The organism is Halorubrum sp. GN11_10-6_MGM (genome assembly GCF_005435165.1).
Lineage (GTDB): Archaea > Halobacteriota > Halobacteria > Halobacteriales > Haloferacaceae > Halorubrum.
The window spans coordinates 76,704-100,692 of record NZ_SGUC01000004.1; the positions used below are offsets into that span (position 1 = coordinate 76,704).

Sequence of the window (23,989 nt, forward strand, 5' to 3'; positions counted from 1 at the left end):
CCGTCGGACACAGGGATGCGCACGGACGTGAACACCCGACTCGGCGGCCGAGCCGAGGGATTCAAGATACTGCCGGGTCCCATCTCAGACGATGCGACAGGACCACCTCATCACCGCGACCCAGCTCTCGCGGGATGACATCGAGGCCGTGCTCGACCGGGCCCGAGCGGTCGCCGACGACCCCGCCGCCTACGCGGACCGGCACGCCGGGCGGGTGCTCGCGCTCTGTTTCTTCGAGCCGAGCACGCGCACGCGGATGAGCTTCGACAGCGCGGCGAAGCGCCTCGGCATGAACACGGTCGGCATGGGCGACGTCGACTCCTCGTCCGTCTCGAAGGGGGAGTCGCTGTCCGACACCGTCCGCGTCATCGAGGGGTACGCCGATGCCCTCGTCCTCCGCCACCCCAGCGAGGGCGCCGCGACGCTCGCCGGCGAGCGCGTCGACGTCCCGGTCGTCAACGCGGGCGACGGCGCCGGGCAACACCCCTCTCAGACCCTCCTCGACCTCCACACGATCCGCGAGGACCACGGGCTCGACGACCTCACGATCGGGATCATGGGCGACCTGAAGTACGGGCGGACGGTCCACTCGCTGGCCGCCGCGCTCACGGAGTTCGACGCCAACCAACACTTCATCAGCCCCGAGTCGCTGCGGCTCCCGCGCTCCGTGCGCTTCGACCTCCACGAGACGGGCGCGCAGATACGCGAACACGAGGAGCTGGAGCCGGTCTTAGACGAGCTGGACGTGCTGTACGTCACCCGTATCCAGAAGGAGCGGTTCCCCGACGAGAACGAGTACCACCGCGTCGCGGGCGAGTACCGGATCGACGCCGAGATGCTCGACGACGCGCCCGACGACCTCACCGTGATGCACCCGCTCCCGCGCGTCGACGAGATCGCGCCCGAGGTCGACGAAACCGACCACGCGCGCTATTTCGAGCAGGCGCACAACGGGATTCCGGTGCGGATGGCGCTGCTCGACACGCTGTTGGAGAACGCGAACGCCGCCGGCGACGAGGGGTCGGAGGTGGACCGATGAGCGAACACGAGCTCCGGGTCTCGAAGATCCGCGACGGCACCGTCATCGACCACGTCGAGGCCGGACAGGCGCTCAACGTCCTCGCCATCCTCGGCATCGACGGCTCGGAGGGATTCGGGGTCTCCGTCGGGATGAACGTCCCCTCCGACCGGCTCGGCCGCAAGGACATCGTGAAGGTGGAGGATCGAGAGCTGTCGCAGTCCGAGGTCGACGTCCTCTCGCTCATCGCGCCCGAGGCGACGATCAACATCGTCCGCGAGTTCGAGGTCGTCGAGAAGAACCGCGTCACGCGTCCCGACAGCGTGACGGGGGTGCTTTCCTGTCCCAACCGCAACTGTATCACGAACGCCGGCGAGCCCGTCCAGACCCGGTTCGACGTGGTCACCGACGGCGTGCGCTGCGACTACTGCGCGACGATCCTGCGCGCCGACATCGCCGAGCACATCGACGTGTGACGTCGGCGCCGGCGCGCCGTCTCGCCTTCCGATCCGCCGCCCGGACCGACCCCCGTCCGGTAGATTTTAGCGCCCGCCGCACGACGTGTCTCGTATGAGCAAGAAAGCCAAGCTCGTCCTCGTGCTGTCGCTCGTCGCGCTCGCGTACTTCCTCTTCGCCGGCGACAAGCAGCCGGTCGAAGTCGAGTAACGCCGCCCGGCAACGTTCGACTCGCCCCGTACCGAATCAGTCGCCGAACCGCACCGCTCCTCGGCGCGCCTCGCGCGTCGACGGCCGCGATACCCTCCGTTTTTACCGACCTGTCCCCTAGTCGGCTCCATGTACGGGGTCGTCACGCGCAACGCCGACGAAGTCGCGATGGAGCCGTTCGACCTCGGGTTCTACGAGGTCAAAGACGTCACGGGGCGGGCGGCCGAACCCCTGCCGAACGCGGTGAACATGGTGTCGTGTTTCGGCGACAACGCCGCCGCGAGCGAGGACGACGACCTCGTCCCGGTCGACGAGCGCGGCGAGCCCGCGACCCGCGACCGCGAGTACTTCGACTGGGCGTACATCTGCCCGACGCACCCCGAGTACCGCGAGGGACTGCTGGAGATAATCGCCGACTGCGCCGCCGAGAGCGACGACGTCCGCCTCGACGACGTGGGATTCCCCCGCGAGGGGTTCTGTCACTGCGACCGCTGTGAGCGCCTGTTCGCCGAGAGCGACCGCGACGACTTCGCCGACTGGCGCGCCGACGTGATCAGCGACTTCGTCGCCGAGGCCGCGGAGCTGGTCCCCGGCCGCCTCCTGCTCACGCTGTACCCCGACCCGTACCCGGACCACCTCTACGAGCGAGCCGGCCTCGACTTAGACCGGCTCGCCGAGTACGTCGACGAGTTCGTCGTCCCGCTGTACGACACCGAGTATGCGACGACCTACTGGCTGGAGACTATCGCTCGCGGGTTCCGCTCGCGGCTCGGCGGCGACTACGACCTCCACGGCGCGCCGCCGGAGACGCCGTTCTCGCTGGAGCTGTACGCGGTCGAGGTCGACGTCGACGACCTGATCCACGCGACCGAGGTCGCCGAGACGTACGCCAAGGACGTGTTCTTCGGCTACGACGCGAACAACGCCGCCGCCGCCGTCCGTCGGAAGGACGCCGACTCGCGCGACGGCGAGGTCCACCGGCCGGAGTAAGCGAGGGGTTTTATACCCGGACGGCCGACGCTTACTCGACCGGCCGCCGGCGTGCGACACACCGGTCGTCTCGCGTTCGCGCGAGGCGGTCGCCTTTCAACGTCCGCGCCGTAGCGGCGGTCGCTTCACATCCGTGAGCCGCCGGCTCGTCCGGGAGCAGCCGGCTTCCCCGAGAGGCGTGGACTCACCTGTCGACCTCGCCCATGATCGTGTCCAGGCTCCCAAGCGACGCGATCAGGTCGGGGATCGCCTCGCCCTCGGCCATCTCCGGGAGCGCTTGGAGGTTCGAGAACGACGGGCCGCGGATCTTGAACCTGGCGGGCTGGTCCGTCCCGTCGGCGCGGACGTAGATGCCGAGCTCCCCCTTCGCGGCCTCGACGGCGCGGTAGATCTCCGTGTCGTCGTCCGGGCGGATCGTCCGCGGGACGTTCGCTTGGACCGTGCGCTCGGTTTCCGGCCAGTCTTCGAGCAGGTCGACGCACTGCTCGACGATCGTCGCGGACTCCTCGACCTCGCGCATCCTGACGAGCAGCCGGCTGTAGTTGTCGCAGCCGTCCTCGGTGACGACGTCCCAGTCGAGCTCGTCGTAGTAGCCGTACGGGTCGTCGCGGCGCAGGTCGTAGTCGACGCCCGAGCCCCGGAGGACCGGCCCGGTCGTCCCGTACTCCTTCGCGACCTCGGGTGGGAGGGTCCCGGTGTCGACCGTGCGGAGCTGGAGTATCTCGTTTCGCGTCAGGAGGTCGTGGTACTCCTCGATCCGACGCGGGAGGCCGTCGAGGTACTCGCGGACGCCCCGCAGGAATTCCTCGCGGGGTTCGGGGAGGTCCCACGCGACCCCGCCGAGCCGGAAGTAGTTGAACATCAGCCGCTGGCCCGTCAGATCCTCCAGGAGGTCCTGAACGCGCTCGCGCTCCTGGATGGCGTACATGAACGTCGCCGTGAAGTCGCCGATCACGTCGAGCGCGTACGCCCCCATCGCCAGCATGTGCGAGAGGATGCGACTGAACTCCGCGGCCATGGTGCGGATCACCTGCGCGTACTCGGGCACCTCGATCTCCGCGAGGTCCTCCGCGACGCGGGCGTACGCCCACTCGTTGAGCAGCCCCCCGCCGCCCCAGTCCCAGCGGTCCGGGTACGGCATGATCTGGTGGCGGTACGTCCCCGACTGGGCCATCTGCTCCTCGCAGCGGTGGATGTAGCCGATGTCCGGCTCCACGCCGACCACGTCCTCGCCGTCGAGGGTCACCTGGAGGTGGAGGACGCCGTGGGTCGCCGGGTGGTGCGGCCCGATGTTGAGGAGCATCGTGTCGCTTCCGGCCGTCGTCGACCCGCCGGGCTCGACGGGCTCGTTCTCCGAGAGCGAGACGATCTGCGGCCGGTCCTTGTCGTAGTCCATCGACAGGGGGTGGCCCTGCCAGGTCTCCGGGAGGAGTATCCGCCGGAGGTCCGGATGGTCGTCGTACTCGATCCCGATGAGGTCGTACGCCTCGCGCTCGTGCCAGTCAGCCGTGCGGAACACCGGTGCGGCCGACTCGGAGACGGGGTCGTCCTTGTCCGCGGGGACGACGACGCTGACCTCCCGGGTCGGATCGTCGTACGAACGCAGGTGGTAGATCGACTCGTAGCGGTTCTCGTACTCCTGTGCGGTGACGCAGGCGAGGTGGTCGTACCCCGCCTCGCTCCGCAGCGTCGAGAGCGCCTCCTGTACCGCGTCGGGTCGAACCCTGGCGGCCGGGGCGTTCAGGTGCTCCTCGCGCGCCGTGACGAGCCCGCGGATCGACGAGAACGGGTCCGCCGTCCCCTCGTCGTCGCGCTCGCGCAGCAGCTCGGTGGACATAGATGAAGAGACGCGGGCTCGCGACCCGAGGCTTCTGCCGGCTCAGTGCGGGTATTTATAAGCGATCCGTCGCCATTGCTCGGGCGTGAAGTACCTCCGCCTCGAACTCCGGTACCCGCCGGCCCTCATCCACCCGATACACCGACTCGTCGACGAGTCCGACGCCGTCGAGCGGGACGTCCTCCTCCACGGCAGCCTCTTCGACGAGACGGCGGACACGTTCCTGTTCTACGTCGAGGGCGACGTCGACGTGTACGCCGACGCGCTGCGGTCGGTCGATCGCATCCGGGAGTTCGAGATCACCCGGATCGACGAGACCGGATTCTACGTCTTCCTCACGCAGCGACGCGACGCCGTCGACGAGGCGATGTTCGGGTCTCTCCGGCGGACCGGCGTGGTCGTCGTCCCGCCGATCGACTTCCGTCCCGACGGGGTCGCTCGCCTGACGGTCCTCGGGGAACAGGGGCCGCTTCGGGAGGCGCTCGCCGGGCTCCCCGACCGGATCGAGAGCGAGATCCTCCGGGTCGGCGAGTACGACTGGCGCCAGCACCTCTTCGACCCGGGGCTGACGGAGCGGCAGTTCGACGCGCTCGCGGCGGCCGTCGACTGCGGGTACTACGAGTCCCCGCGGACTGCGTCCGTCGAGGAGGTCGCCGAGCGGATCGACGCCGCCCCCAGCACCGCGTCCGAACACCTCCGGAAGGCGGAGTCGGCGATGATGACCGCGTTCATGGAGCTGCGCGACGTGGCCTGATCGGGCGCACAGCGAGGCGACCGAGTGCGGGCGGGCCGGATCGCGCCCGGTCGACCCCGATCAGTGTACCGTCCGGTCGTCGCTCGTGTCGATCGCCTCGATCGGCTCCGCGTTGCCGAACTCGGGCGCCGGGCCGTCGCCCGGTTCCGCCCACTCGACCGCGTTCCGAAGCACCTGCCGGACGTCGTCATCGTAGTAGATCGGATACGTCTCGTGGCCCGGGCGGAAGTAGAACACCTTCCCGTTCCCGCGGCGGTAACAGCAGCCGGAGCGGAACGTCTCGCCGCCCTCGAACCAGGAGGTGAAGACGAGCGTGTCGGGCGCGGGCACGTCGAACCGCTCGCCGTACATCTCGGTCTCCTCCAGCTCGATCCGCTCGCCGATCCCGTCCGCGATCGGATGGCTCGGCTCGATCGTCCAGAGCCGCTCGCGCTCGGCGGCCTCGCGCCACTTCAGCGAGCAGCTGGTTCCCATCAGCCGCTTGAATATCTTCGAGTAGTGCGCCGAGTGGAGGACGATGAGGCCGGTGCCGTCGAGGACGCGCTTGTGGACGCGGTCGACGACCGCGTCGCGCACCTCGTCGTGTGCGGCGTGACCCCACCAGACGAGGACGTCGGTGTCGTCGAGGACGGCCTCGGTGAGCCCGTGGTCCGGCCCCTCGTCGAGGGTCGCCGTCCGGACCTCGTGGCCGCCCTCCTGAAGCGCGTCCGCGACGACCGCGTGGATGCCGTCGGGGTACACCTCGGCGACGACGTCGCTCTCGCGCTCGTGTCGATGCTCGTTCCAGACCGTGACGCGTGCCATACGCGGCGTGTGGGGCGGAGCGACTTGAGCGCTCGCCACCGTGGCCGCGGATCGACCGGAAAATAGTCGTCGGTCGCGCGACAGGACGGGGTATGGCAAGTCTCCGCCAACTGTACCGCCGCACCGACGACTGGGCGCGCGGGCTCTCCAGAGTTCGGTACGCACTCCTCACCGGCGCGGTGGTGACGGCGTCGGTGCTCGCCGTCGGGGTCGCCCTCGGCACGTCGAAGACCCTTGAGGCCGTCACGATGGGCGTCACGATGGCCGCGCTCTATTACGCGTTCGACATGAACGCGATCGACGACTGAACGGCAGAAGACTGTCCGCGAACGCGGACTCAGGCGGTCGCCTCGACGTCCGAGAGCTGCCGCGCCAAGAACTCCGCGATGGAGACGTCTTCCTCCTCGACGAAGCGCGCGAGCTCCTCGCCCTCGGAGGATTCGACGACGACCGTCGGGATCAGCTCGACCCCGTACTCCTCGACCAGCTCGCCCTCCTTCCCGTTCGGCCCCTTCACGACGGGGTACGCCTCGATCCGGTCGTCCGGGACGCCGGCGGCCGCGAGCGCGGCGCCGAACTCGGGGAGCTGTCGCTGGCAGTCGCCGCACCAGTCGCCGCCCCACACCTTGAACACGTAGTCGTCGGCGCCGAGCGATGCGAGGACCGAGTCGTCGAACGCGTCCGCGTCGAGGTCGGTCGCGGGCGCGAGGGTTTCGAGCGTCATGGCGGCCTGTAGGTGGTCGGGGCACGTAAACCGCGCGCCGGTGGCAAGACGACGATGGGGTCGCTCGGCTGTACGTCTTCGTTAATAAATCGCTGAGCGACACGAACACCGCCTCGCGACTGCCCCTTCGAGTCCCGCCCCGCACTGCTCCGCACCGCGCCTCGCACCTCCCCAGCCTCGTTGCGGTCGCCTCCGCGTTGCTCCGGCGACCGCAACTCCCTCGCGCGTGCTGACTCGCGGCCTGTCGGCCGCTCGCAGGCACGCGCCACCGCGTCGGGTTCGGGTTTCGACCGATTTCGGTCGCGGATTTCGACTGTCTATTAATACGTATCGCGGGGCGTCGCGCCGCGGCTTATAAACCACTTTGACCGCCGCGGCCGACATCCCTTGCCGCAGTCCGCGGGGCCTTTGAGTCGCGGCCGCCTCGGTTCGGGTAATGGACGACGACATCCTGTCGACGCTCGGCTCGCCGCTCGTCCGCGTCGACGCGCCCGCGGGAACGACCGTCGCGGCGAAAGTCGAGTCCCGCAATCCGGGCGGCTCGGCGAAGGACCGCCCCGCGCTGTACATGGTCGAGGCGGCCGAAGAGGCGGGCGAGATCGAGCCCGGCGACCGCATCGTCGAGCCGACCTCGGGCAACACCGGCATCGGCCTCGCGATGGTCGGCGCGGCGCGCGGCTACGACGTGACGCTCGTGATCCCCGAGGGGAAGTCGATCGAGCGCCGCCGGCTGATGAAGGCGTACGGCGCGACCGTCGAGCTCGTCGACGGCGACATCTCCGACGCGAAGGAGCGCGCGGATGAGCTGGAGGGAGAGCCCGGCACCGTCCAGCTCCGCCAGTTCGAGAACCCGGCGAACCCCCGCGCCCACTACGAGACGACCGGCCCGGAGATCCTCGACCAGGTCGGCGACCGCACCGTCGACGCGTTCGTCGCGGGCGTCGGCACCGGCGGCACGCTCTCGGGGATCGGCCGTCGCCTGCGCGAGGCGTTCCCGGACGTTCGCATCGACGCGGTCGAGCCCGCCGACAACGCCGTCCTCTCCGGCGGCCCCGCGGGCGTCGACGAGTTTCAGGGGATGGGTCCCGGGTTCGTCTCGCCGAACCTCGACGTCGACCTGATCGACGAGATACACACCGTCGATATCGACGCCGCAGAGGCCGAGTGCCGCCGCCTCGCCCGCGAGGAGGGAGTTCTGGTCGGCCAGTCGTCGGGCGCCTCGAACCTCGCCGCGACGGACGTCGCGGCCGAACTGCGTGAGCGCGGGGAGTTCGCCGGCGACGAGCCCCTCGTCGTCACCGTCTTCTGGGACAGCGGCGAGCGCTACCTGACCGCGGGCACCTTCGACGAACCGGGCGGCGAGTGACTCCCGCGACCGCGGCCACCCGGGAGTTGATTAGCGTTCGGCGCGCAGATCGGCCGTGAACACGCGCGCTGAATCGGCGGCGTCGAACGAGGGTTCCGGGGACCGACCGGAGCCTCCAGACCGCCGGTTCGACGGGCCGTGGCTCACCGCGCTCGCGGCGACCGTGGCCCTCTGGACGCTCTTGTACGCGCTCGACCGGGCGTTTCTGACGCCCGGAACGCCGATCGGCGCGACGGTCGCGTTCGCGCACGGCTACCTGCTCGCGCCGCTGGCGACCGCGACCGTCCTGCTCGACGCGCTCTCCCTCGCCGAGCGGCGCGTCGTCGACCTCGGCGTTTTTAAATGGGTGTACGCGCTCGCCGCGCTCCCCGCGCCGCCGGTCGCCGTCCTCTACTACGCGCACCGCGAGTGGTTGAAGCCCGACGACGGGGAGCTCCTCGGGTGGCCGTGATGCCGGCCGACGACCCGCCGGAACCGTCCGAGGAGGCCGCCGGCCCGGGGGCGGTCGACGCGCTCGTCACGGCGCCGGAGAGCGGCGCGCCGCCCGTCCGCAGAGACGCGGTCGCGATCCGCCCCGACGGCGTCGAGGGCGACCGCTATCGCAGCGGCGACGGGCACTTCCAGCTCGACGGCTGCGCGGTCACCCTCGTCGCGGCCGAGGCGCTCGACGCGGTCCGCGAGGAGACCGGCATCGACGTGCGCGAGGGTCGCCACCGCCGGAACGTCGTCGTCGACGGGTTCGGCGCCGGGATGGACGCGCTGCTCGGCGCGACCGTCGCGGTCGGCGACGCCCTCCTGCGACCGACTCGCCGCCGCCCTCCCTGCGCCCGCGTCGAGGAGCTCGCCGGCGAGGGCGGACTCGCGTCCGCGCTGCGGAACCGCGGCGGGCTGTGCTGTGACGTGGTCGAGCCCGGACGCGTCGCGGTCGGCGACCCCGTGCGAATCCGCGAGGCCGACCCGCGGACCGCGGGTGCGGCCATCGCGGAGCGGCTCGCCGAGCGGGAACGGACCCCTGACCGAGAGTGAACCCCCGACGGCTCGCCGCGAGAGGACGGTTTATAACCGTCGCGCGCGACCCCAGAGACGAGACGTGAACCGCGTAGTCGACGCCGTGAGCTCGCCGACCCACCAGATTTCGGCGCCGCCGAACCCGTCCGTCCGGAGGCGACGGTCCGCGTGAACTGGCGCTACCGGCACACGGTGTTGACGCTGTGTATGCTCGCCTTCTTCGTGACGTACTTCGCGCGGCTGGCGATCAGCCCGGTCGTCCCCCTGATCATCGACGACTTCGGGGTCTCGAACACGGCGGTCGGCGTCGCGCTCTCGGGCATGTGGTTCGCCTACGGGTTCTCGCAGTTCCCGAGCGGCATCCTCGCCGACCGGTTCGGCGAGCGCCGGGTGATCCTCGTCGCGGTCGGCGGGACGACGGCGATGAGCCTCCTGCTCTCCGTCGCGCCCGTCTTCCCCGCCTTCGTGATCGCCGCGGTCCTGCTGGGGCTCGCGGCGGGGCTCCACTACGCGGTCGCCACCACGCTGCTCTCGCGGACGTTCGACGACCTCGGCACCGCCGTCGGGATCCACTCGCTCGGCGGGCCGCTGGCCGGACTGGTCGCGCCGGTCGCCGCGACGTGGGTCGGCGTCCGCTACGGGTGGCGCCCCGGGGTCGCGCTCGCGTCGCTGGTCGGCGTGCCGATATTCGCCCTGTTCGCCCGGCGCGTCCGCCCCACCGAGCCGCGGCGGCCCGATCAGCCGATTTCGGAGCGGCTCCGGATCGGACCGCTGCTCGAACTCGTTGGACGGCGCGAGATCCTCGTCCCGCTCGCCGTCGCGACGCTCGGGACGTACGTCGCGCAGGGCGTCATCTCCTTCCTGCCGACGTTCCTCGTCGAACTGCGGGGGTACTCGCCCGCGTTCGCCGGCGGCGTCTTCTCCGCGTTCTTCGTCGTCCGCGCCGGCGCGCAGGTCGGACTCGGTCGGCTGTCGGACCTAGCGGGCCGCGACGCGAGCATCGGGGCCTCACTCCTCTCCGGGGCGCTCGGCCTCGGCGGGCTGGTCGCGCTGCCCGACCTCGTCCGGCTCCCCGTCGCGGTCGGGCTGCCAGCGCTCCCGACGCTCGCCGGACTCGGGCTCGCGGTGTCCCTCGCGGGGCTCGGCTCCTCGTTCTTCTCGGCGATCGACCCCCGGTTCATGGACGCGCTCGGCGACGCGGAGCGCGGCGCGGGGTTCGGGCTGATCCGCACCGTCTACACGGTGATCGGCTCGGCCGGCTCCGTCGGCGTCGGGCTCGTCGCGGACCTCTTCGGCTGGGCCGCCTCGTTCGCCGTCATCGCCGGCATGTCGGGCGTCGCGTTCCTCGTCATCTCGACGAACGCCCTCGTCGGCGAGGGCCGGTGACCGCGGCACCGGGGGTAGCGACGACGAGCGCGCGTCGACTCGCTCTGACGACCCGAACCTTCGAGTCGGATCGGAACGAAGGGAGCCCGTGTACGACTACCACGCCCACACGAACTACTCGGACGGGGCGTTCCTGCGCTGGATGGTCGAGGCGGCCGCCGACGCCGGACTCGACGGGATCGGCTTCGCCGACCACTGTAACGTCTCGCCGGAGTCGAGCGCGCGGCGGTACAAGCGCGCGCTCGGGTTCAACCTCGATCTGACCTACGAGCGACGCCGCGAGGCGATCGAGGCGATCCGGGGCGACGCCGACGTCGCCGTGTTCGACGCCGTCGAGATGGACTACGACCCCGCCCACGAGGACGCGGTCGCGGAGTTCCTCGACGAGGCGGCGTTCGACTACGCGGTCGGCAGCGTCCACGAACTCGACGGTGCGAACGTCCACACGCGCTCGCACTTCGCGGACAAACCGGAGTCCGAGCGGCGAGAGCTGGTCGACCGCTACTTCGAGAAGCTGGTCGCCCTGATCGAGTCGGAGCTGTTCGCGATCGCCGCGCACCCGGACCTCATCGAGCGCAACCCGCACCTCCGCGGGTTCGCCACCGAGGACCACTACGCCGCGGTCGCCGACGCCCTCCGCGAGTCGCGGACCGTCCCGGAGATCAACGCCGGTCGGCTGCTCGACGACTACGGCGAGTTCCATCCGTCCCCCGCGTTCCTCGACCGGCTCGTCGACGCCGACGTCGACGTGACCGTCGGAACCGACAGCCACGAGCCGGACGAGATCGCGCCCCGGATACGCGAGGTCGAGGCCGAACTCGACCGCCGCGGGCTGGAGCCGGTCCGGCTCGACCACGTGGCGAACGCCGTCTGACGAGACCGTTTACCGAGCCCATCGAACTTCGCTTCGTCAGCCGACGCGGTTCCGGTGAAATCCGCAGAGACGGACGGACGCCGATCGCCGAATACGGGACCCCATTTGACGCGTCGTGATACGAGCGTGACACGGACAGCAGCGACGGCGGAAGCTGCCGACGACGGGCTTCTCGACGATCTTGTGTGAAGTTGAGCTGCTCGGTTCACGACCATATTCGCAGTGGTTTCCCACCTCGGACATGTCAGCGTGTGAAACTTTTTATGGGCTAAATTGCGATACGATCTGTATGGCTCGTTCGGACAGAGCGGATTATTCGTTGATCGGGGATTTCCTGTACTGGTTGGGGTATGACCGGCTTGAAGACAGGTTTTCGTTTATGCCCCACCCAGTGATCTTCTACGGTTTACTGGTCGTCCTCACCGCGCTCGTCGGCGTTCAGGGTTCGAGAGTGCTGATGGGCTATCAGTTGGTTTATTTAACTAACCCGTCGGCCCTTATAAATCCGTCATTGAGTCTGGTCGCACCGTTCGTAATTGTTTATCTCCATAGGCGTTACCGGCAGGTCCTGGATCATATCGACGTGGAGTCTCGTACTTCTAACCCTGAGGCTTTCGACGACTTGGCTCCCAAATGGATTCAACTCGGCCTGTACTCACTCTTCATACTAAACGCCGTCTACCAGTTCGTGATAAATCAAGGAATAGAGAAGGTTCTTCAGACTGGTGGCGTATCTGAACTGTTCGGCGTACTTGTACTGCTTCCCTTGGGCCACGGCGTACTCATCTCCGAATTCCTGGCGACCTACGCCGGAATACTCCTGTTCTTCCCGCGAAAAATTAGAAAGACCGACTTCAGGATCAACTTCCTCGACCCCGAAGGATTAGGCGGTTTAAGACCTGTGGGAGAGCTGATGAAATCTGCGTACTACTTCTTAATGCTCGGACTGATTGCCTCCGCAGTAGCACTGTATGGTCCGAGTATACTTACCGGCGTGTCAAGTTCGCAGTACGGCATTTGATCTGTACAGCGATTTCTGTTTACTCTCGCCTGGTTACTGGCGATCGGTCTCATTGGTTACGGGTTGGCCCAGATTCACTGGTTCATGAAGCGAGAGAAGCGAAAGGAGTTGACTAAACTGGATAAGAGAGCCCGGGATCTGGTTGATAAACCGTTTGAAATACAGGATCTGGAAATAAGTGACGAAGAAAAATACGAGGAGCTCAGAATGAGAATGGACTACATAAACAACACCAGAGAGTATCCTACCACGTTCACAATGTGGGCACAGCTCTCGATAGGAGTAATACTTCCAAAAGCGATTCAAATGCTGCTCTCAGCGGTATGAATCCCTTTATTGCTCGTCGAACAACGTCTCGCCGTCGACCATGTGCGCCTCGACGGCATCCATGTCGAGGGTGACGCCGAGGCCGGGCTTCTCCGGCACCTCGATGTAGCCGTCCTCGATGACGTCCTCCTCGACGAGGTCCTCCCACCAGCCGAGCTCGTAGGAGTGGTACTCGATGGCGAGCGAGTTCGGGATCGAGGTGCCGACGTGGGCCGCCGCCATCGTCGCGATCGGCGAGGCGACGTTGTGCATCGCGACCGGGACGTAGTACTGGTTCGCGACGTCCGCGATCTTGCGGGTCTCGCGCATCCCGCCGACCTTCGGCAGGTCGGGGGCGACGATGTCGACCGCCTGGTTCTCGATGAGGCGGCGCAGCTCGGTGACGCGGTAGCGGTTCTCGCCGACCGTGATCGGCGTGGTCGTGTTCTTCGTGACCTCCTCTTGGACTTCGAGGTTCTCCGGCGGCACGGGGTCTTCGAGCCACCAGACGTCGTACTCCTCGATGGCGTCCGCGAGGCGCTTCGCCGAGCCGCCCGAGAACGTCCAGTGGCAGTCGAAGGAGACGTCGGCCTTGTCTTTCACGCGCTCGGTGACCTTCTCGACGATCTCCGCCTTGTGGCGGATCTCGCCGGGCCGGAGGTGACGGTTCGCGCGGTCCTTCTCGTAGCCCGAGGGGACGTCGAGGTCGAACTTCAGGGCGTCGTAGCCGAGCTCGTCGACGACGCGCTCGGCCTCGTCCGCGCAGGCCTCGGGGTCCGCCTCGTCTTCGGTGTGGCAGTCGCAGTAGACCCGCATCTCGTCGCGGTACTTCCCCCCGAGCAGCTGGTAGGCCGGCACGTCGAGGATCTTCCCGGCGAGGTCGTGGAGCGCGACCTCGATGCCGGAGATGGCCGTGACGGTGACGCCCTCGACGGAGCCCTCGCCGGACATCTTCTGGATGAGGTGTTCGTAGAGCCGGTCGATGTCGAGCGGGTTCTCGCCGATCACGAACGGCTTCATGCGCTCGATGAGTTCGGGCACGCCGGCGCCCCAGTACGCCTCGCCGGTCCCGACGACGCCGGCGTCGGTGTAGACGCGGACGAGCGTCCACGGGAAGTTCCCGTCGACCATCGTCGTCTGGACGTCCGTGATCTCGACGTCGCGGCCGCCGCCGCGCGTTCCCGTGGTCCCCATGGTCTCGGCGGAGAGCTCCCGCATCGTGTACTCCGCGTTCGGGTCGTGAAGCGACTCGTAGTTCCGGCTCATACCCCCCGGTTCATTCGGAACAGGGTAAATGTTTACCTTCGCACGCCGCACGCGTCGAACAGGTGGCTTTTCATCCCCGTACGCGCAATAGCGGCCATGGTCGAGATCACTGATTCTCTCGCGTGCCTGTACACGGGTCGGGTGGAGTCGCGCGGCGACGACTACGTCGTCACGGTTCCCGCCTCGGAGATCGAACACGGAAGCGTCAGCGTCGGGGAGACGTACCGGATCGCCGTCTTGGACCGGACCGCTCCCGACGAGGAGGAGTCGGCGTCGGCCGCCGACGGCGACGCCGTGTCCGCGCCCGACGCGAACGGCTCCGCGGGCGGGACGCCCGCAGACGACGACCAGCGGCCGACCTCTCGCGGCGCCGCCGGCGCGGTCCAGCCGGACCCGCCCGTCTCGGAGGGCGAGGTGCGCGAGGTGACGATCGAGACTCTCGGCGACAAAGGCGACGGCATCGCGAAGATCGAGCGAGGCTACGTCGTCATCGTCCCCGACGCCGAGCCGGGAGAGGAACCCACGGTCGAGATCACGAGCGTCCGCGAGAACGTCTCGTTCGCGAACGTCGTCGAGGAGTAGCGGTCGCAGCCCCCACGTCTTTCAACCGCTGCGTCTCTCAGTCACCGCTCCGTCCAGTCGCCGCGTTTCTCAGTCGCCGCGCCCCTTTCCTTCGGGCGGGCTTCCCCGCGAGAACAGCGACCGCAGGTTCGACGCCGAGAAGAACGAGGAGGGCTCGTCCATGTGGACGCCGATCTCGCCCGACAGCGCACGCAACCCGACCCGCTGAACGGGCCTCGGGAGCGAGTAACACCGCCGGATCGCCTTTCCGAGTCGGATCTCGGTCGCCAGCTCGTCGCGCCAGCCCGACTCGTAGGCGTCGAGCGTCGTCGGGTCCTCCGGGTCGACGACGCTGGCAGCGACGTCGGCCGCGCGCATCCCGTAGAGGATGCCGCCGCCGGTGAACGGCTTCGTCTGCGCGGCCGCGTCGCCGATCAGGAAGCCGCGGTCGCTCGTCGTCCGTGCCGGCGGCCCCACCGGGATCGCCCCCGAGCAGCGCCGGTCGGTGGTCGCGCCGTACGCGTCGGTGAGTCGATCGAACGCCCCAGAGACGTCCTCGCTCGGCGGCGCGGCCAGCCCGTACTCGACGCCGGCGTCGCCGCGGGGGATCCGCCACGCGAAGAACGTCGGCGCGGTGAGGTGGACGTCGACAAAGTCGCTCGCGTCCGACTCGGGGTCGAATCCGAGAACTCCGTGGAGCAGTTCGTCCGGCTCCGGAAGGTCGAGCGCGCGGCGCACTCGCGAGGTCGGCCCGTCGCAGCCGGCGACCATCCGCGCCTCGAACCGCTCCGTCTCGCCGCCGTCTCCGAGGCTGGCCTCGACGACGACCCGGTCGTCGCGCTCGTCGACCGAGACGACGGTGTGGCCCTCGCGGAGATCCGCGCCCGCCTCCGCCGCGAAGTCGGCCAGCGTCCGGTCGAGCCCGACCCGGTCGATCACGTTCGACACCGGTTCTCGCTTATAAAACGGGTAGCTCCGAGAGCCGGGGCCGTCGACGTGGAACCGCGCGCCGTAAACCCGGTTCTGTCGGAGCCGCGCTACCGCCTCGTCGTCGACGTACTCCCAGATGTCGGTCGAGACGTGCCCGGAGCAGGCCAGCGGCTCGCCGACGGTCCCCGACTCCAAGAGGAGGACCTCGCGGCCCGCCTCGGCGGCCCGGCGCGCGAACCGCGATCCGGCCGGCCCCGCTCCGACGACGACGAAGTCGTACACGCTCGAAGTAACCGGGTCGGGATATATAAACGCTGCCGGCTCTCGACCGACTCGGCGTCACTCCCCGTCGCCGAGCCACCCGAGCGCGGCGTCGAGGTCCGTCCGCGGCGGCGAGCAGGCGAACCCCTCGCAGACGTAGGCGGTCGGCTCGCCGTCGACCGCGTCGCGGTCGGCCCATATCGGCGGCGCCTCGGCCATCCCGAGGCGGTCGAGCCACTCGTCGAGGCCCGCCGCGGTCGCCGGACGCGGCGCCACGAGGGCGCCCGGCAGGTACCGCTCGCCGAGCGTCTCGCGCCACTCGTCGGGGACCTCGTCGGCGGCGATCGTCACCTCGATCCCGCCGGTCTCGACCAGATCCGCCGCGCGCACGAGCGAGGCGTGTTCCAGCGGCCCCCCGCGGATCCGGTCGGCGTGCGTCGTCACGACGCGCGCGGCGATCTCCCGGAACTCCCCGTCGGTCCGGAAGCCGTCGAGGAGCGCGAGCGTCTCGACCGCGACGCCGAGACTCGACGGCGTCGACCGGTCGGTGAACTCCTGCGGCCGCGCGATGAGGGGGCCGGTGTCCCCGCCTTCGCCCGCGCCTCCGCTTCCGTCTGCGCTCCCGCCTTCGCCCGCGCCTCCGCTTCCGTCCCCGTCGAGCGCTCGGGTGAAGTAGATGGTCCCGTCGTCGGCGTCGTGGAACTCGTCGACGAGCGCGTCGGCCAGATCCAAGGCGAACCCGAGCGGCTCGGGGTCGCCGGTCGCGGCGTAGACGTCGAGCGCGCCGCGCGCGAGGAACGCGTAGTCGTCGAGGTACCCCGGCCCGCGCACGTCGCCGTCGAGCCAGCGGCGGGCGAGCGCGCCGGTCTCGCTGTCGGCGTCGTAGAGCCGGTCGCGGCAGAAGTCGAGCGCCTCGCGGGCGATCTCGGCGTACGGTTCACCGAGCGCGTTCCCGGCCCGCGCGAACGCCGAGATCGCCCGCCCGTTCCACGCGGCCAGCACCTTCTCGTCGCGGGCGGGTCGCGGCCGCGACTCCCGGGCGTCGAACAGCACCGTCCGCGCCTCCGTCAGCGCCTCGCGGACCGCCTCCGTCGACAGGTCGCGGTCGGCGGCCAACTCCTCGACCGACGCCGCGATCGTCGGGACGGTCGTGCCGCGCTCGAAGTTCCCGCCGGGACGGATCCCGTAGCGCTCCTTCGCCAGCGACGCCGCCGGCTCGTCGAGGACCACGTCGACCTCCTCGGGCGTCCAGACGTAGAAGGCGCCCTCGACGTCCCCGTCCCCGTCGGACTCTCCCCCGTCGCGGCGACTTTCCGGGAGCCGGCTCCGCGCGTCGAGGGTGCTGAAGAAGCCGCCGTCGTCGTGGCGGAGCTCGCGGTCGAGGAACGCGAGCGACTCGCTCGCGACGCGGGCGTACGCGGAGTCGCCGGTTAGCCGGTAGCCGTCGAGGTACGCCATCGGCAGCTCGGCGTTGTCGTACAGCATCTTCTCGAAGTGGGGGACCGTCCACTCGCGGTCGACCGCGTAGCGGTGGAACCCGCCGCCGATCTGGTCGTACATCCCGCCGCGGGCCATCCCGTCGAGGGTGCCCGTCGCCGCCGACAGCAGCGCGTCGCGACCGCGGGCCGCGTACGCGCGCATGAGGAGGTCGACCCGGCCCGGCATCGGGAACTTCGCGCCGCCGCTCCCGAAGCCGCCGTACTCCTCGTCGTAGCCGCGCAGCGCCGCCGCGGCCGCGGTGTCGAGCAGGTCGTCTCCGGCCGGACCGGCGGCGCCCTCCCCGTCCGAGTCCGTCGCGGCGGCGGTCGAATCCGGCACCGACTCCAGTTCGTCGCGCGCGCTCTCGGCCCACTGGTCGGCGCGTCGCTTCATCTCCTCGCGCTGCTCGGGGTCGCTCCACGAGTCGGCGATCCGCTCACAGAGGTCGCGGAAGCCGGGCTGGTTCCGCCGCGGCTCGGGCGGGAAGTAGGTCCCGATGTAGAAGGGCTTCCCCTCGGGCGTACACCACGCCGAGAGGGGCCACCCGCCGCCGCCGGTGACGAGCTGGCAGACGGTCATGAACGTGCTGTCGACGTCCGGGCGCTCCTCTCGGTCGACCTTGATCGGGACGAACGACTCGTTCACGACGCTCGCGACCGACTCGTCCTCGAAGCTCTCCTCGGCCATGACGTGACACCAGTGACACGAGGAGTAGCCGATGGAGACGAACACCGGGACGTCGTGTTCGCGGGCGCGCTCGAACGCCTCGTCGCCCCACGGCTGCCAGTTGACGGGGTTGTCCGCGTGCTGCCGGAGGTAGGGACTCGCCTCGCCGTCGAGGCGGTTCCGCTCGGTCGGCTGTGACATACGCCCGGTTCGATCCGGCGCGGCAAAAGGCGTCCGGGCCGCGACGAGCGTCCCACCGCCGACGTTGACTCGCCACTATTTACCCATGAACTCGCATATATCTTCCCGGTGAGAGAGTAAGGTTTACACTACCGTGCGGACACCCGTCGGGCATGACGGAGACCGTACTCCTAGTGGGGGGCGGCGGCCGCGAACACGCGATCGCCCGGGCGGTGGCGGACGACTGCGCGCTGTACGCCTGCGCGAGCGTCCGGAACCCGGGAATCCGACGGCTCGCCGACGGGTTCGAGACGATAGACGAGACCGACGCCGCCGCGGTCGCCGACTACGCGACGGCGGTCGGCGCCGACCTGGCGGTCATCGGCCCGGAGTCGGCGCTCGAAGCCGGGGTCGCGGACGCGCTCGACGACGCCGGCGTCTACGCGTTCGGCCCCCGCGCCGCGGAGGCGCGTCTGGAGACGGACAAGGCGTTCCAGCGGGAGTTCATGGAGGAGCACGCGATCCCGGGCTGTCCCGACTACGCGGTGTTCGACGACACCGAGGCGGCCTGCGAGTACATCGACGACTACGACGGTGACCTCGCCGTCAAGCCCGCCGGTCTCACCGGCGGGAAGGGCGTGAAGGTCATCGGCGATCAGGTGACCGCGGAGGAGGCCAAGGCGTACCTCCGAGACTCGGAGTACGACCGCGTCGTCCTCGAAGAGCGGCTCGTCGGCGAGGAGTTCACGGTTCAGGCGTTCGTCGCGAACAGGGACGTGCGGACGACGCCGGCGGTCCAGGACCACAAGCGAGCCTACGAGGGCGACGAGGGGCCGAACACCGGCGGGATGGGGTCGTACACGGACACCGGGCTCTCGCTGCCGTTCATGGCCGAGGGCGACTACGAGGCTGCTACCGACGTGCTGGAGGCGGTCGTCGACGCGCTCCCCGACTACAAGGGCGTCCTCTACGGGCAGTTCATGCTCACCGACGCGGGGCCGAAGGTGGTGGAGTTCAACGCGCGCTTCGGCGACCCGGAAGCGATGAACACGCTGCCCGTCCTCGACACGCCGTTCGTCGACGTGCTCGTCGCCGCGCGCGACGGCGAGTCGCTCCCCGAACTCGCGTTCTCGGGCGAGGCGACCGTCTGCAAGTACGCGGTGCCGGACGGCTACCCCACCGACCCCGACGCGGGCGCGGAGATCGCGGTCGACGAGGAGAGCGCCGGTGACGCCCTCCTCTACTACGCCAGCGTCGACGAGCGCGACGGCCGCTTGTACACGACCACCTCGCGGTCGTTCGCGGTCGTCGGCCGCGGCGATTCCATCCCGGCCGCGGAGGCGCAGGCCGAGGACGCGCTGTCGGCCGCGGGCGACCGCGTCCGGATCCGCCACGACATCGGCACCGCCGACCTCGTCCAGCGCCGGATCGACCACATGGACGAGCTCCGGGACTGAGACCGCGGGCCCGGAGGACCGCGGCCGCGAACTCTCGCACCCGCGACCGGGAGCGACCCTTTTATCCCCGCCGTCCGAACCGGGAGGCGTGAGCCACGACGACGCGGACGCGACCGAGGCGGACGCGACCGAGGCGAGCGCGACCCGCGAGCCAGACGCGACCGAGGCGAGCGCGACCCCACACGGCCCCGATTCCCCGCGACGCGACGGGCTCGACCGGTTCCCGACGCCCGGTCCCCGGAACTCCCTGTGGTCGTGGCCGGACGCGAAGTCCCCGCTCGCGGTCGTCCGCAACTACGTCGTGATCGTCCTCGCGCGGATCTGTCCGAGCCTCCGGCTGAAAAACTGGCTGCTGCGGCGGATCGGCGTCACGGTCGGGACCGGCGTCGCGTGGGGACTCGAATCGACGCCGGACGTGTTCTGGCCGGAGCGGATCCGCGTCGACGACGACGCAATAATCGGGTACGACGCCACCCTCCTCTGCCACGAGTTCCTCCACGAGGAGTACCGGCTCGGCGACGTCGTCGTCGAGGAGGCGGCGATGATCGGCGCGGGCGCGGTCGTGCTCCCCGGCGTCACCGTCGGCGAGGGCGCGCGCGTCGCCGCGAACTCGCTCGTCGCCGAGGACGTGCCGCCGGGTGCGACGGTCGCGGGCGTCCCCGCAGAGGTCGTCTCGCGGGCTGACGCGGCGGCGAGCGACGACTGACGAGGCGGTTCGTCGTCGGGCTCAGGCGCCGCCGCTCCCGTCGTCGCTGGTGTCGCCGTCGCCATCGCTCGCCGATTCCTCGGCGTCGGTGATGTGCGCCTCGGTGCTCACGCGCTGTAGGTCGACGCCCACCTCCTCGGCGACGGCGTCGAGGACGGCCCGCTGCTCGGCCATCTCGTTTTCGAGCCGCTGGACGCGCTCTGAGGTGTCTATCACCGTCTCCTGCGTCTCGTCTACCTCGTCGCGGAGCTCGCTGATCTTCTTGTAAGTGCGCTCCGCGCGGTCGGCCAGCGTCTGGATCTTCTTGGCGGTGTCCCCGAATCCCATGTCGGGTGGTCGGCCCGACGACACGTGTGCTTTTCCGTTCGGTTCGGCGTCATCGGCCGGTTCTCCTCCGGTCGGCACGCGCCGGCGGAGAGCGCGCCCCGACCGACGGTGGACTTTTGCCCGACTCGCCCGTGATACGGGTATGAGCGTCGACCGCATCCTGCTAACCAACGACGACGGCGTCGACGCCGCGGGGATGCGCGCGCTGTACGACGCGCTCGCCGACGAGTACGCGGTGACGGTCGTCGCCCCGGCCGAGGACCAGTCGTCAGTCGGTCGGCTCCTCTCCGAGGACGCCGCCGTCGAGGACCACGAGCTGGGGTACGTCGTCGAGGGTACCCCCGTCGACTGCGTCGTCGCGGGCCTCGACGAACTCGTCCCCGACGCCGACGCGGTCGTCGCCGGCTGTAACGAGGGGGCGAACCTCGGCGCGTACACGCTCGGCCGGTCCGGCACCGTCTCCGCGGCGGTCGAGGCGGCGTTCTTCGGCGTGCCCGCGGTGGCGACCTCGATGTACGTGCCCGGCGGCGACGACTGGTGGAAGCGCGAGTTCGAGGGTTCGGACTTCGCGCACGCCGCCCGCGCGACCCGGTTCCTCCTCGATGAGGCGGTCGGGGCCGGCGTGTTCGACCGCGTGGACTACCTCAACGTCAACGCGCCGATAGCGGACGCGGACCGCGCGCCGCTCCGCGTCACGACCCCCTCGACGTGGTACGGGCTGCGCGCGGAGCGGAACGGCGACGGGCGCGTCGGGTTCTCGGACCCGATCTGGGGCCGGATGAACGAGGACGACGTGCCGGACCCCGTGGGGACCGACCGGCGGGCCGTGGTCGACGGCGAGGTGTCGGTCTCGCCGCTCTCGGTCCCCCACGCGGCCGAACCGGACGCGGGCCTCGACGAGCTGATCGACGCCTACGAGGCGGCGATTCGGTCGTAAAAGCGGTTCTCGCGACGCGTCTCGCCTACGCTCCGTCGCCCGTGCTCACGGTCACTTTCGCCTCGCTGAGCACGCGGTCGCCCATCTCGTAGCCCGGCTCGTACACCTCGTGGATGACGCCCTCCGGGCGGTCGCTGTCGACGCGGAGCATCACCTGATGGCGCGCGGGGTCGACCGCCTCGCCCGGCTCGGGGTCGATCGATTCGACGCCCTCGTCGGCGAGCACCTCGTCGAACTTCTCCAGCGTCGACTCGACGCCCGGCCGGAGGTCGCTCCCCTCCTCCTGATCGAGCGCGCGGAGGAGGTCGTTCCGGACCGGCGTGAGCCGCTCGACGAGCGCCTCGGAGGCGCGCTCGCGGATCTCCTCTTGCTTCCGCTTCGCGCGCTCCTTGTAGTTGCTGAAGTCCGCCTTCACGCGGGCCAGCTTGCTCGTCAGCTCCTCGACCTCCTCGTCGCGCTCGCGGAGCTCCTCCCGGGTCTCGGCGAGCTCCGCCTCCAGCGCGGCGACCTCTCGGGAGAGCGCCTCGTCGTGTTCGGCGACGGCCGCGGCGAGCGCCTCCCCCTCGTCGCCGGCGCCGCCCGCCGATCCGTCGTCGGCCGCTTCGGCGGTCGCTTCCTCGCCGGTCGCCTCCGCCGTGCCGTTCGCTCTCGTCGCGTCGCCCTCGGACTCGTCGGGGGACTCGACATCGACGGCGTCGTCGTCGCTCATACCCGATCGAAGTCGGTCGTCGGGGATAAGCGTTCAGAAGCGCGACGCGGCGAACCCGGCGGCGTCCGAAAGCCGACTACTCCCGGGCCGACAGCGCCGTGACGACGCCGTTGGTCCAGCCGAATCCGTACTGGGGATCGTACTCCCCCAGATCGGTCGTTTCGCCGACAGTGCGGACGTCGTACTTCTCCGCCATGCGCCCGGTCTCCTCGAATGAACGCCGCGCGAGGTCGACCCATCGACCCGCGATCTCGTCGGCCAGGTCGTCGTGACCGTACCGGCGGAGGCCGGTGACCGCCATCCAGTGGAGGGGGGCCCAGCCGCTCGGCGCGTCCCACTGCTCGCCGGTGGCTTCGAGCGTGGTCACGAGTCCGCCGGGGCGGAGGAAGTCCCGGCGGAGGCGGTCGGCGACCGCGGCCGCTCGGTCCTCGGTCGCCGCCCCGGTGAAGAGCGGCGCGACCGCGGCGAGCGTGCGGCGGTCGGACCGCCGCTCGTCGGCCCACGAGTAGTCGACGTAGAACTCCGCGTCGGGGTCCCAGCAGTACCGGTTGATCGCCTCCCGGCGGGCGGCGGCCGCGTCGGCGTACCGCTCGCCGGCCTCGGTCCGGCCGACCCGAGGGAGCCACTCCCCGAGGGCGGACTCCATGCCGTAGAGGACGGCGTTGAGGTCCACCGGCACCAGGTCCGTGGTGCGGATCGTGGTGAGGTCGTCGCCCGCCAGCCACCGCGAGCTGAAGTCCCACCCGGACTCGCAGGCGGCCCGGACGTCCCGGAACAGCTCGGGACGGTCGTCGACCGGGACGCGCTCGGCGAGCCGCCGGTCCTCGTGGTACGACTCAGGCCGCGGGCGGGCGCGGTCGTCCCAGTACCGGTTGAGGATCGTCCCGTCCGCGAGGCCGACGACACGTCGTTGCGCCGCCGAATCGCCCGCCTCGGCGACCCGGTCGGATCCGTCCATCCAGAATTCGTGTTCCGTCACGAGCGCCTCCACGTGGGCGGCGATCGCCTCGAACCCCTCCGCGCGCTCCAGCACGCGGAGCATCCGGTAGAACAGCGGGACCTGCGACCGGCTGTCGTAGTACGCCCGGTTCCCGAGCGGGACGAAGCCGAAGCGGTCCAGAAGCGACGCAATGTTCCCGACCATCCCGGCGATCAGGTCGGTTCGATCGGTCGCCGCCAGCCCCTCGGCGGTGAAGTAGCTGTCCCAGTAGTACATCTCGCGGAAGCGTCCGCCCGGGACGACGTGCGGGTTCGGGAGAGAGACGAGGGTCGAACCCGCCGCGTCGGCGTCGTCGAACGTCCGAGTCAACGCCCCCCACAGCGAGGAGACGTGGTCCTCCATCGACCGCGACGCGGCGAGGTCGGGCGACGCCGCGACCGGCTCTGGCAGCCGGAACTGGGTCTCGACGAACGACGCTAGGTCGAAGTCGGGCCGGTCGCGCCCCGACAGGTACCGTTCGAACACGAGGTCGGGGGAGACGCGCGGCTCTGCGTCGACGAACCGCTTGTCGTCGTCGAAGAGGTCCCTGCGCTGGACGGTTCTGAAGAGCTCGCCGGAGATCTGCGGAAAACGGGTGTAATCGAAGAGGCCGGAACTCATCTCCCCCACGTAGTGAAAGGATTGCTAAGTAATTATTGAATTGTCCGGAAAGAGAACTGATACTCCACGGCGGCGGCCGTCCTCTTATCCATGGTCTATGATTAATTATAAGTGTAATAAATGAATACGGGCGGGTAGTTGATGACCCGCATTAGC

General features: G+C 69.6%; 25 protein-coding genes. 16 read left to right on the forward strand and 9 right to left on the reverse strand.

The genetic code is table 11. The annotated features are described in order from the left end of the window. Positions 1-91: 91 nt before the first annotated feature. From pyrB to EXE46_RS03445, 3 genes are all read left to right on the forward strand, one after another. On the forward strand, positions 92-1,039 hold the full coding sequence (gene pyrB / locus EXE46_RS03435; RefSeq protein WP_137687100.1) for an aspartate carbamoyltransferase: 948 nt from the start codon (positions 92-94) through the stop codon (positions 1,037-1,039). After that, positions 1,036-1,494 carry an aspartate carbamoyltransferase regulatory subunit gene (gene pyrI, locus EXE46_RS03440; protein WP_137687101.1) on the forward strand — a complete coding sequence of 153 codons (459 nt, stop codon included), beginning with the start codon at positions 1,036-1,038 and terminating at the stop codon, positions 1,492-1,494. The genes pyrB and pyrI overlap by 4 nt, the downstream gene beginning before the upstream one ends. 319 nt (positions 1,495-1,813) lie before the next feature. Further along, complete coding sequence (locus EXE46_RS03445) at positions 1,814-2,674, forward strand: hypothetical protein (RefSeq protein ID WP_137687102.1); 861 nt, start codon at positions 1,814-1,816, stop codon at positions 2,672-2,674. A 184-nt stretch (positions 2,675-2,858) separates the two neighbouring features. Here the strand turns inward: EXE46_RS03445 and EXE46_RS03450 are convergent, their stop codons facing one another. Beyond that, entirely contained in the window at positions 2,859-4,511 is a 1,653-nt protein-coding gene (locus EXE46_RS03450) for an NADH-quinone oxidoreductase subunit D (protein WP_137687103.1), read from the reverse strand. A gap of 85 nt (positions 4,512-4,596) precedes the next feature. Between EXE46_RS03450 and EXE46_RS03455 the strand changes: the two genes are divergently transcribed. Then, on the forward strand, positions 4,597-5,265 hold the full coding sequence (locus EXE46_RS03455; RefSeq protein WP_137687104.1) for a helix-turn-helix domain-containing protein: 669 nt from the start codon (positions 4,597-4,599) through the stop codon (positions 5,263-5,265). Positions 5,266-5,325: 60 nt separating this feature from the next. Here the strand turns inward: EXE46_RS03455 and EXE46_RS03460 are convergent, their stop codons facing one another. Then, positions 5,326-6,069, reverse strand: coding sequence for a ThuA domain-containing protein (locus EXE46_RS03460; RefSeq protein ID WP_137687105.1), 744 nt, complete (start codon positions 6,067-6,069; stop codon positions 5,326-5,328). Positions 6,070-6,161: 92 nt separating this feature from the next. Here EXE46_RS03460 and EXE46_RS03465 point away from each other — a divergent pair, with 92 nt between their 5' ends. Further along, positions 6,162-6,377, forward strand: a complete 216-nt coding sequence (locus EXE46_RS03465; protein WP_137687106.1) for a hypothetical protein — start codon at positions 6,162-6,164, stop codon at positions 6,375-6,377. Between the two features lie 29 nt (positions 6,378-6,406). Here the strand turns inward: EXE46_RS03465 and EXE46_RS03470 are convergent, their stop codons facing one another. Further along, the gene (locus EXE46_RS03470) at positions 6,407-6,793 is read right to left on the reverse strand and encodes a thioredoxin domain-containing protein (protein ID WP_137687107.1); all 387 of its coding nucleotides are present in this window, start codon (positions 6,791-6,793) and stop codon (positions 6,407-6,409) included. 436 nt (positions 6,794-7,229) lie between these two features. Between EXE46_RS03470 and EXE46_RS03475 the strand changes: the two genes are divergently transcribed. The 7 genes from EXE46_RS03475 (at position 7,230) to EXE46_RS03505 (ending at position 12,775) form a co-directional block, all read left to right on the forward strand. Further along, entirely contained in the window at positions 7,230-8,159 is a 930-nt protein-coding gene (locus EXE46_RS03475) for a PLP-dependent cysteine synthase family protein (RefSeq protein WP_137687108.1), read from the forward strand. Between the two features lie 55 nt (positions 8,160-8,214). Then, positions 8,215-8,610: a hypothetical protein gene (locus EXE46_RS03480; RefSeq protein WP_137687109.1), complete on the forward strand. Its 396-nt coding sequence runs from the start codon at positions 8,215-8,217 to the stop codon at positions 8,608-8,610. Next, positions 8,610-9,185: an MOSC domain-containing protein gene (locus tag EXE46_RS03485; RefSeq protein ID WP_137687110.1), complete on the forward strand. Its 576-nt coding sequence runs from the start codon at positions 8,610-8,612 to the stop codon at positions 9,183-9,185. Before EXE46_RS03480 ends, EXE46_RS03485 begins: the two co-directional genes overlap by 1 nt. A 150-nt stretch (positions 9,186-9,335) precedes the next feature. Then, on the forward strand, positions 9,336-10,553 hold the full coding sequence (locus EXE46_RS03490; RefSeq protein ID WP_137687111.1) for an MFS transporter: 1,218 nt from the start codon (positions 9,336-9,338) through the stop codon (positions 10,551-10,553). Positions 10,554-10,641: 88 nt separating this feature from the next. Continuing rightward, positions 10,642-11,427 carry a PHP domain-containing protein gene (locus EXE46_RS03495; RefSeq protein ID WP_137687112.1) on the forward strand — a complete coding sequence of 262 codons (786 nt, stop codon included), beginning with the start codon at positions 10,642-10,644 and terminating at the stop codon, positions 11,425-11,427. 289 nt (positions 11,428-11,716) lie between these two features. Next, positions 11,717-12,448: a hypothetical protein gene (locus tag EXE46_RS03500; RefSeq protein ID WP_137687113.1), complete on the forward strand. Its 732-nt coding sequence runs from the start codon at positions 11,717-11,719 to the stop codon at positions 12,446-12,448. A gap of 84 nt (positions 12,449-12,532) precedes the next feature. Beyond that, complete coding sequence (locus tag EXE46_RS03505; protein WP_137687114.1) at positions 12,533-12,775, forward strand: hypothetical protein; 243 nt, start codon at positions 12,533-12,535, stop codon at positions 12,773-12,775. 6 nt (positions 12,776-12,781) lie between these two features. On the opposite strand, the gene EXE46_RS03510 is transcribed toward EXE46_RS03505, so the two are convergent. Continuing rightward, positions 12,782-14,020, reverse strand: a complete 1,239-nt coding sequence (locus EXE46_RS03510; RefSeq protein WP_137687115.1) for a mandelate racemase/muconate lactonizing enzyme family protein — start codon at positions 14,018-14,020, stop codon at positions 12,782-12,784. Between the two features lie 96 nt (positions 14,021-14,116). Between EXE46_RS03510 and EXE46_RS03515 the strand changes: the two genes are divergently transcribed. Further along, a complete protein-coding gene (locus tag EXE46_RS03515; RefSeq protein ID WP_137687116.1) occupies positions 14,117-14,602 on the forward strand; it encodes a TRAM domain-containing protein in 486 nt (161 codons plus the stop codon). Between the two features lie 69 nt (positions 14,603-14,671). Here the strand turns inward: EXE46_RS03515 and EXE46_RS03520 are convergent, their stop codons facing one another. Both EXE46_RS03520 and EXE46_RS03525 read right to left on the reverse strand, forming a co-directional pair. After that, on the reverse strand, positions 14,672-15,793 hold the full coding sequence (locus tag EXE46_RS03520) for a geranylgeranyl reductase family protein (RefSeq protein WP_137687117.1): 1,122 nt from the start codon (positions 15,791-15,793) through the stop codon (positions 14,672-14,674). A gap of 57 nt (positions 15,794-15,850) precedes the next feature. Further along, positions 15,851-18,118 (reverse strand): thioredoxin domain-containing protein, encoded by a 2,268-nt coding sequence (locus tag EXE46_RS03525; protein ID WP_137687118.1) that lies wholly within the window; start codon positions 18,116-18,118, stop codon positions 15,851-15,853. 152 nt (positions 18,119-18,270) lie between these two features. On the opposite strand from EXE46_RS03525, the gene purD reads away from it, so the two are divergent. Continuing rightward, complete coding sequence (purD, locus tag EXE46_RS03530) at positions 18,271-19,554, forward strand: phosphoribosylamine--glycine ligase (RefSeq protein WP_137687119.1); 1,284 nt, start codon at positions 18,271-18,273, stop codon at positions 19,552-19,554. Positions 19,555-19,642: 88 nt separating this feature from the next. Beyond that, positions 19,643-20,260 (forward strand): acyltransferase, encoded by a 618-nt coding sequence (locus tag EXE46_RS03535; protein WP_137687120.1) that lies wholly within the window; start codon positions 19,643-19,645, stop codon positions 20,258-20,260. Positions 20,261-20,281: 21 nt separating this feature from the next. Here the strand turns inward: EXE46_RS03535 and EXE46_RS03540 are convergent, their stop codons facing one another. After that, a complete protein-coding gene (locus EXE46_RS03540; protein WP_137687121.1) occupies positions 20,282-20,587 on the reverse strand; it encodes a DUF5798 family protein in 306 nt (101 codons plus the stop codon). Between the two features lie 142 nt (positions 20,588-20,729). Between EXE46_RS03540 and surE the strand changes: the two genes are divergently transcribed. Continuing rightward, complete coding sequence (gene surE / locus EXE46_RS03545) at positions 20,730-21,524, forward strand: 5'/3'-nucleotidase SurE (protein ID WP_137687122.1); 795 nt, start codon at positions 20,730-20,732, stop codon at positions 21,522-21,524. 25 nt (positions 21,525-21,549) lie between these two features. Here the strand turns inward: surE and EXE46_RS03550 are convergent, their stop codons facing one another. Continuing rightward, positions 21,550-22,233, reverse strand: coding sequence for a nucleotide exchange factor GrpE (locus tag EXE46_RS03550; protein ID WP_137687123.1), 684 nt, complete (start codon positions 22,231-22,233; stop codon positions 21,550-21,552). Between the two features lie 76 nt (positions 22,234-22,309). After that, positions 22,310-23,833, reverse strand: a complete 1,524-nt coding sequence (locus EXE46_RS03555) for a trehalase family glycosidase (RefSeq protein ID WP_137687124.1) — start codon at positions 23,831-23,833, stop codon at positions 22,310-22,312. Positions 23,834-23,989: the final 156 nt, after the last annotated feature.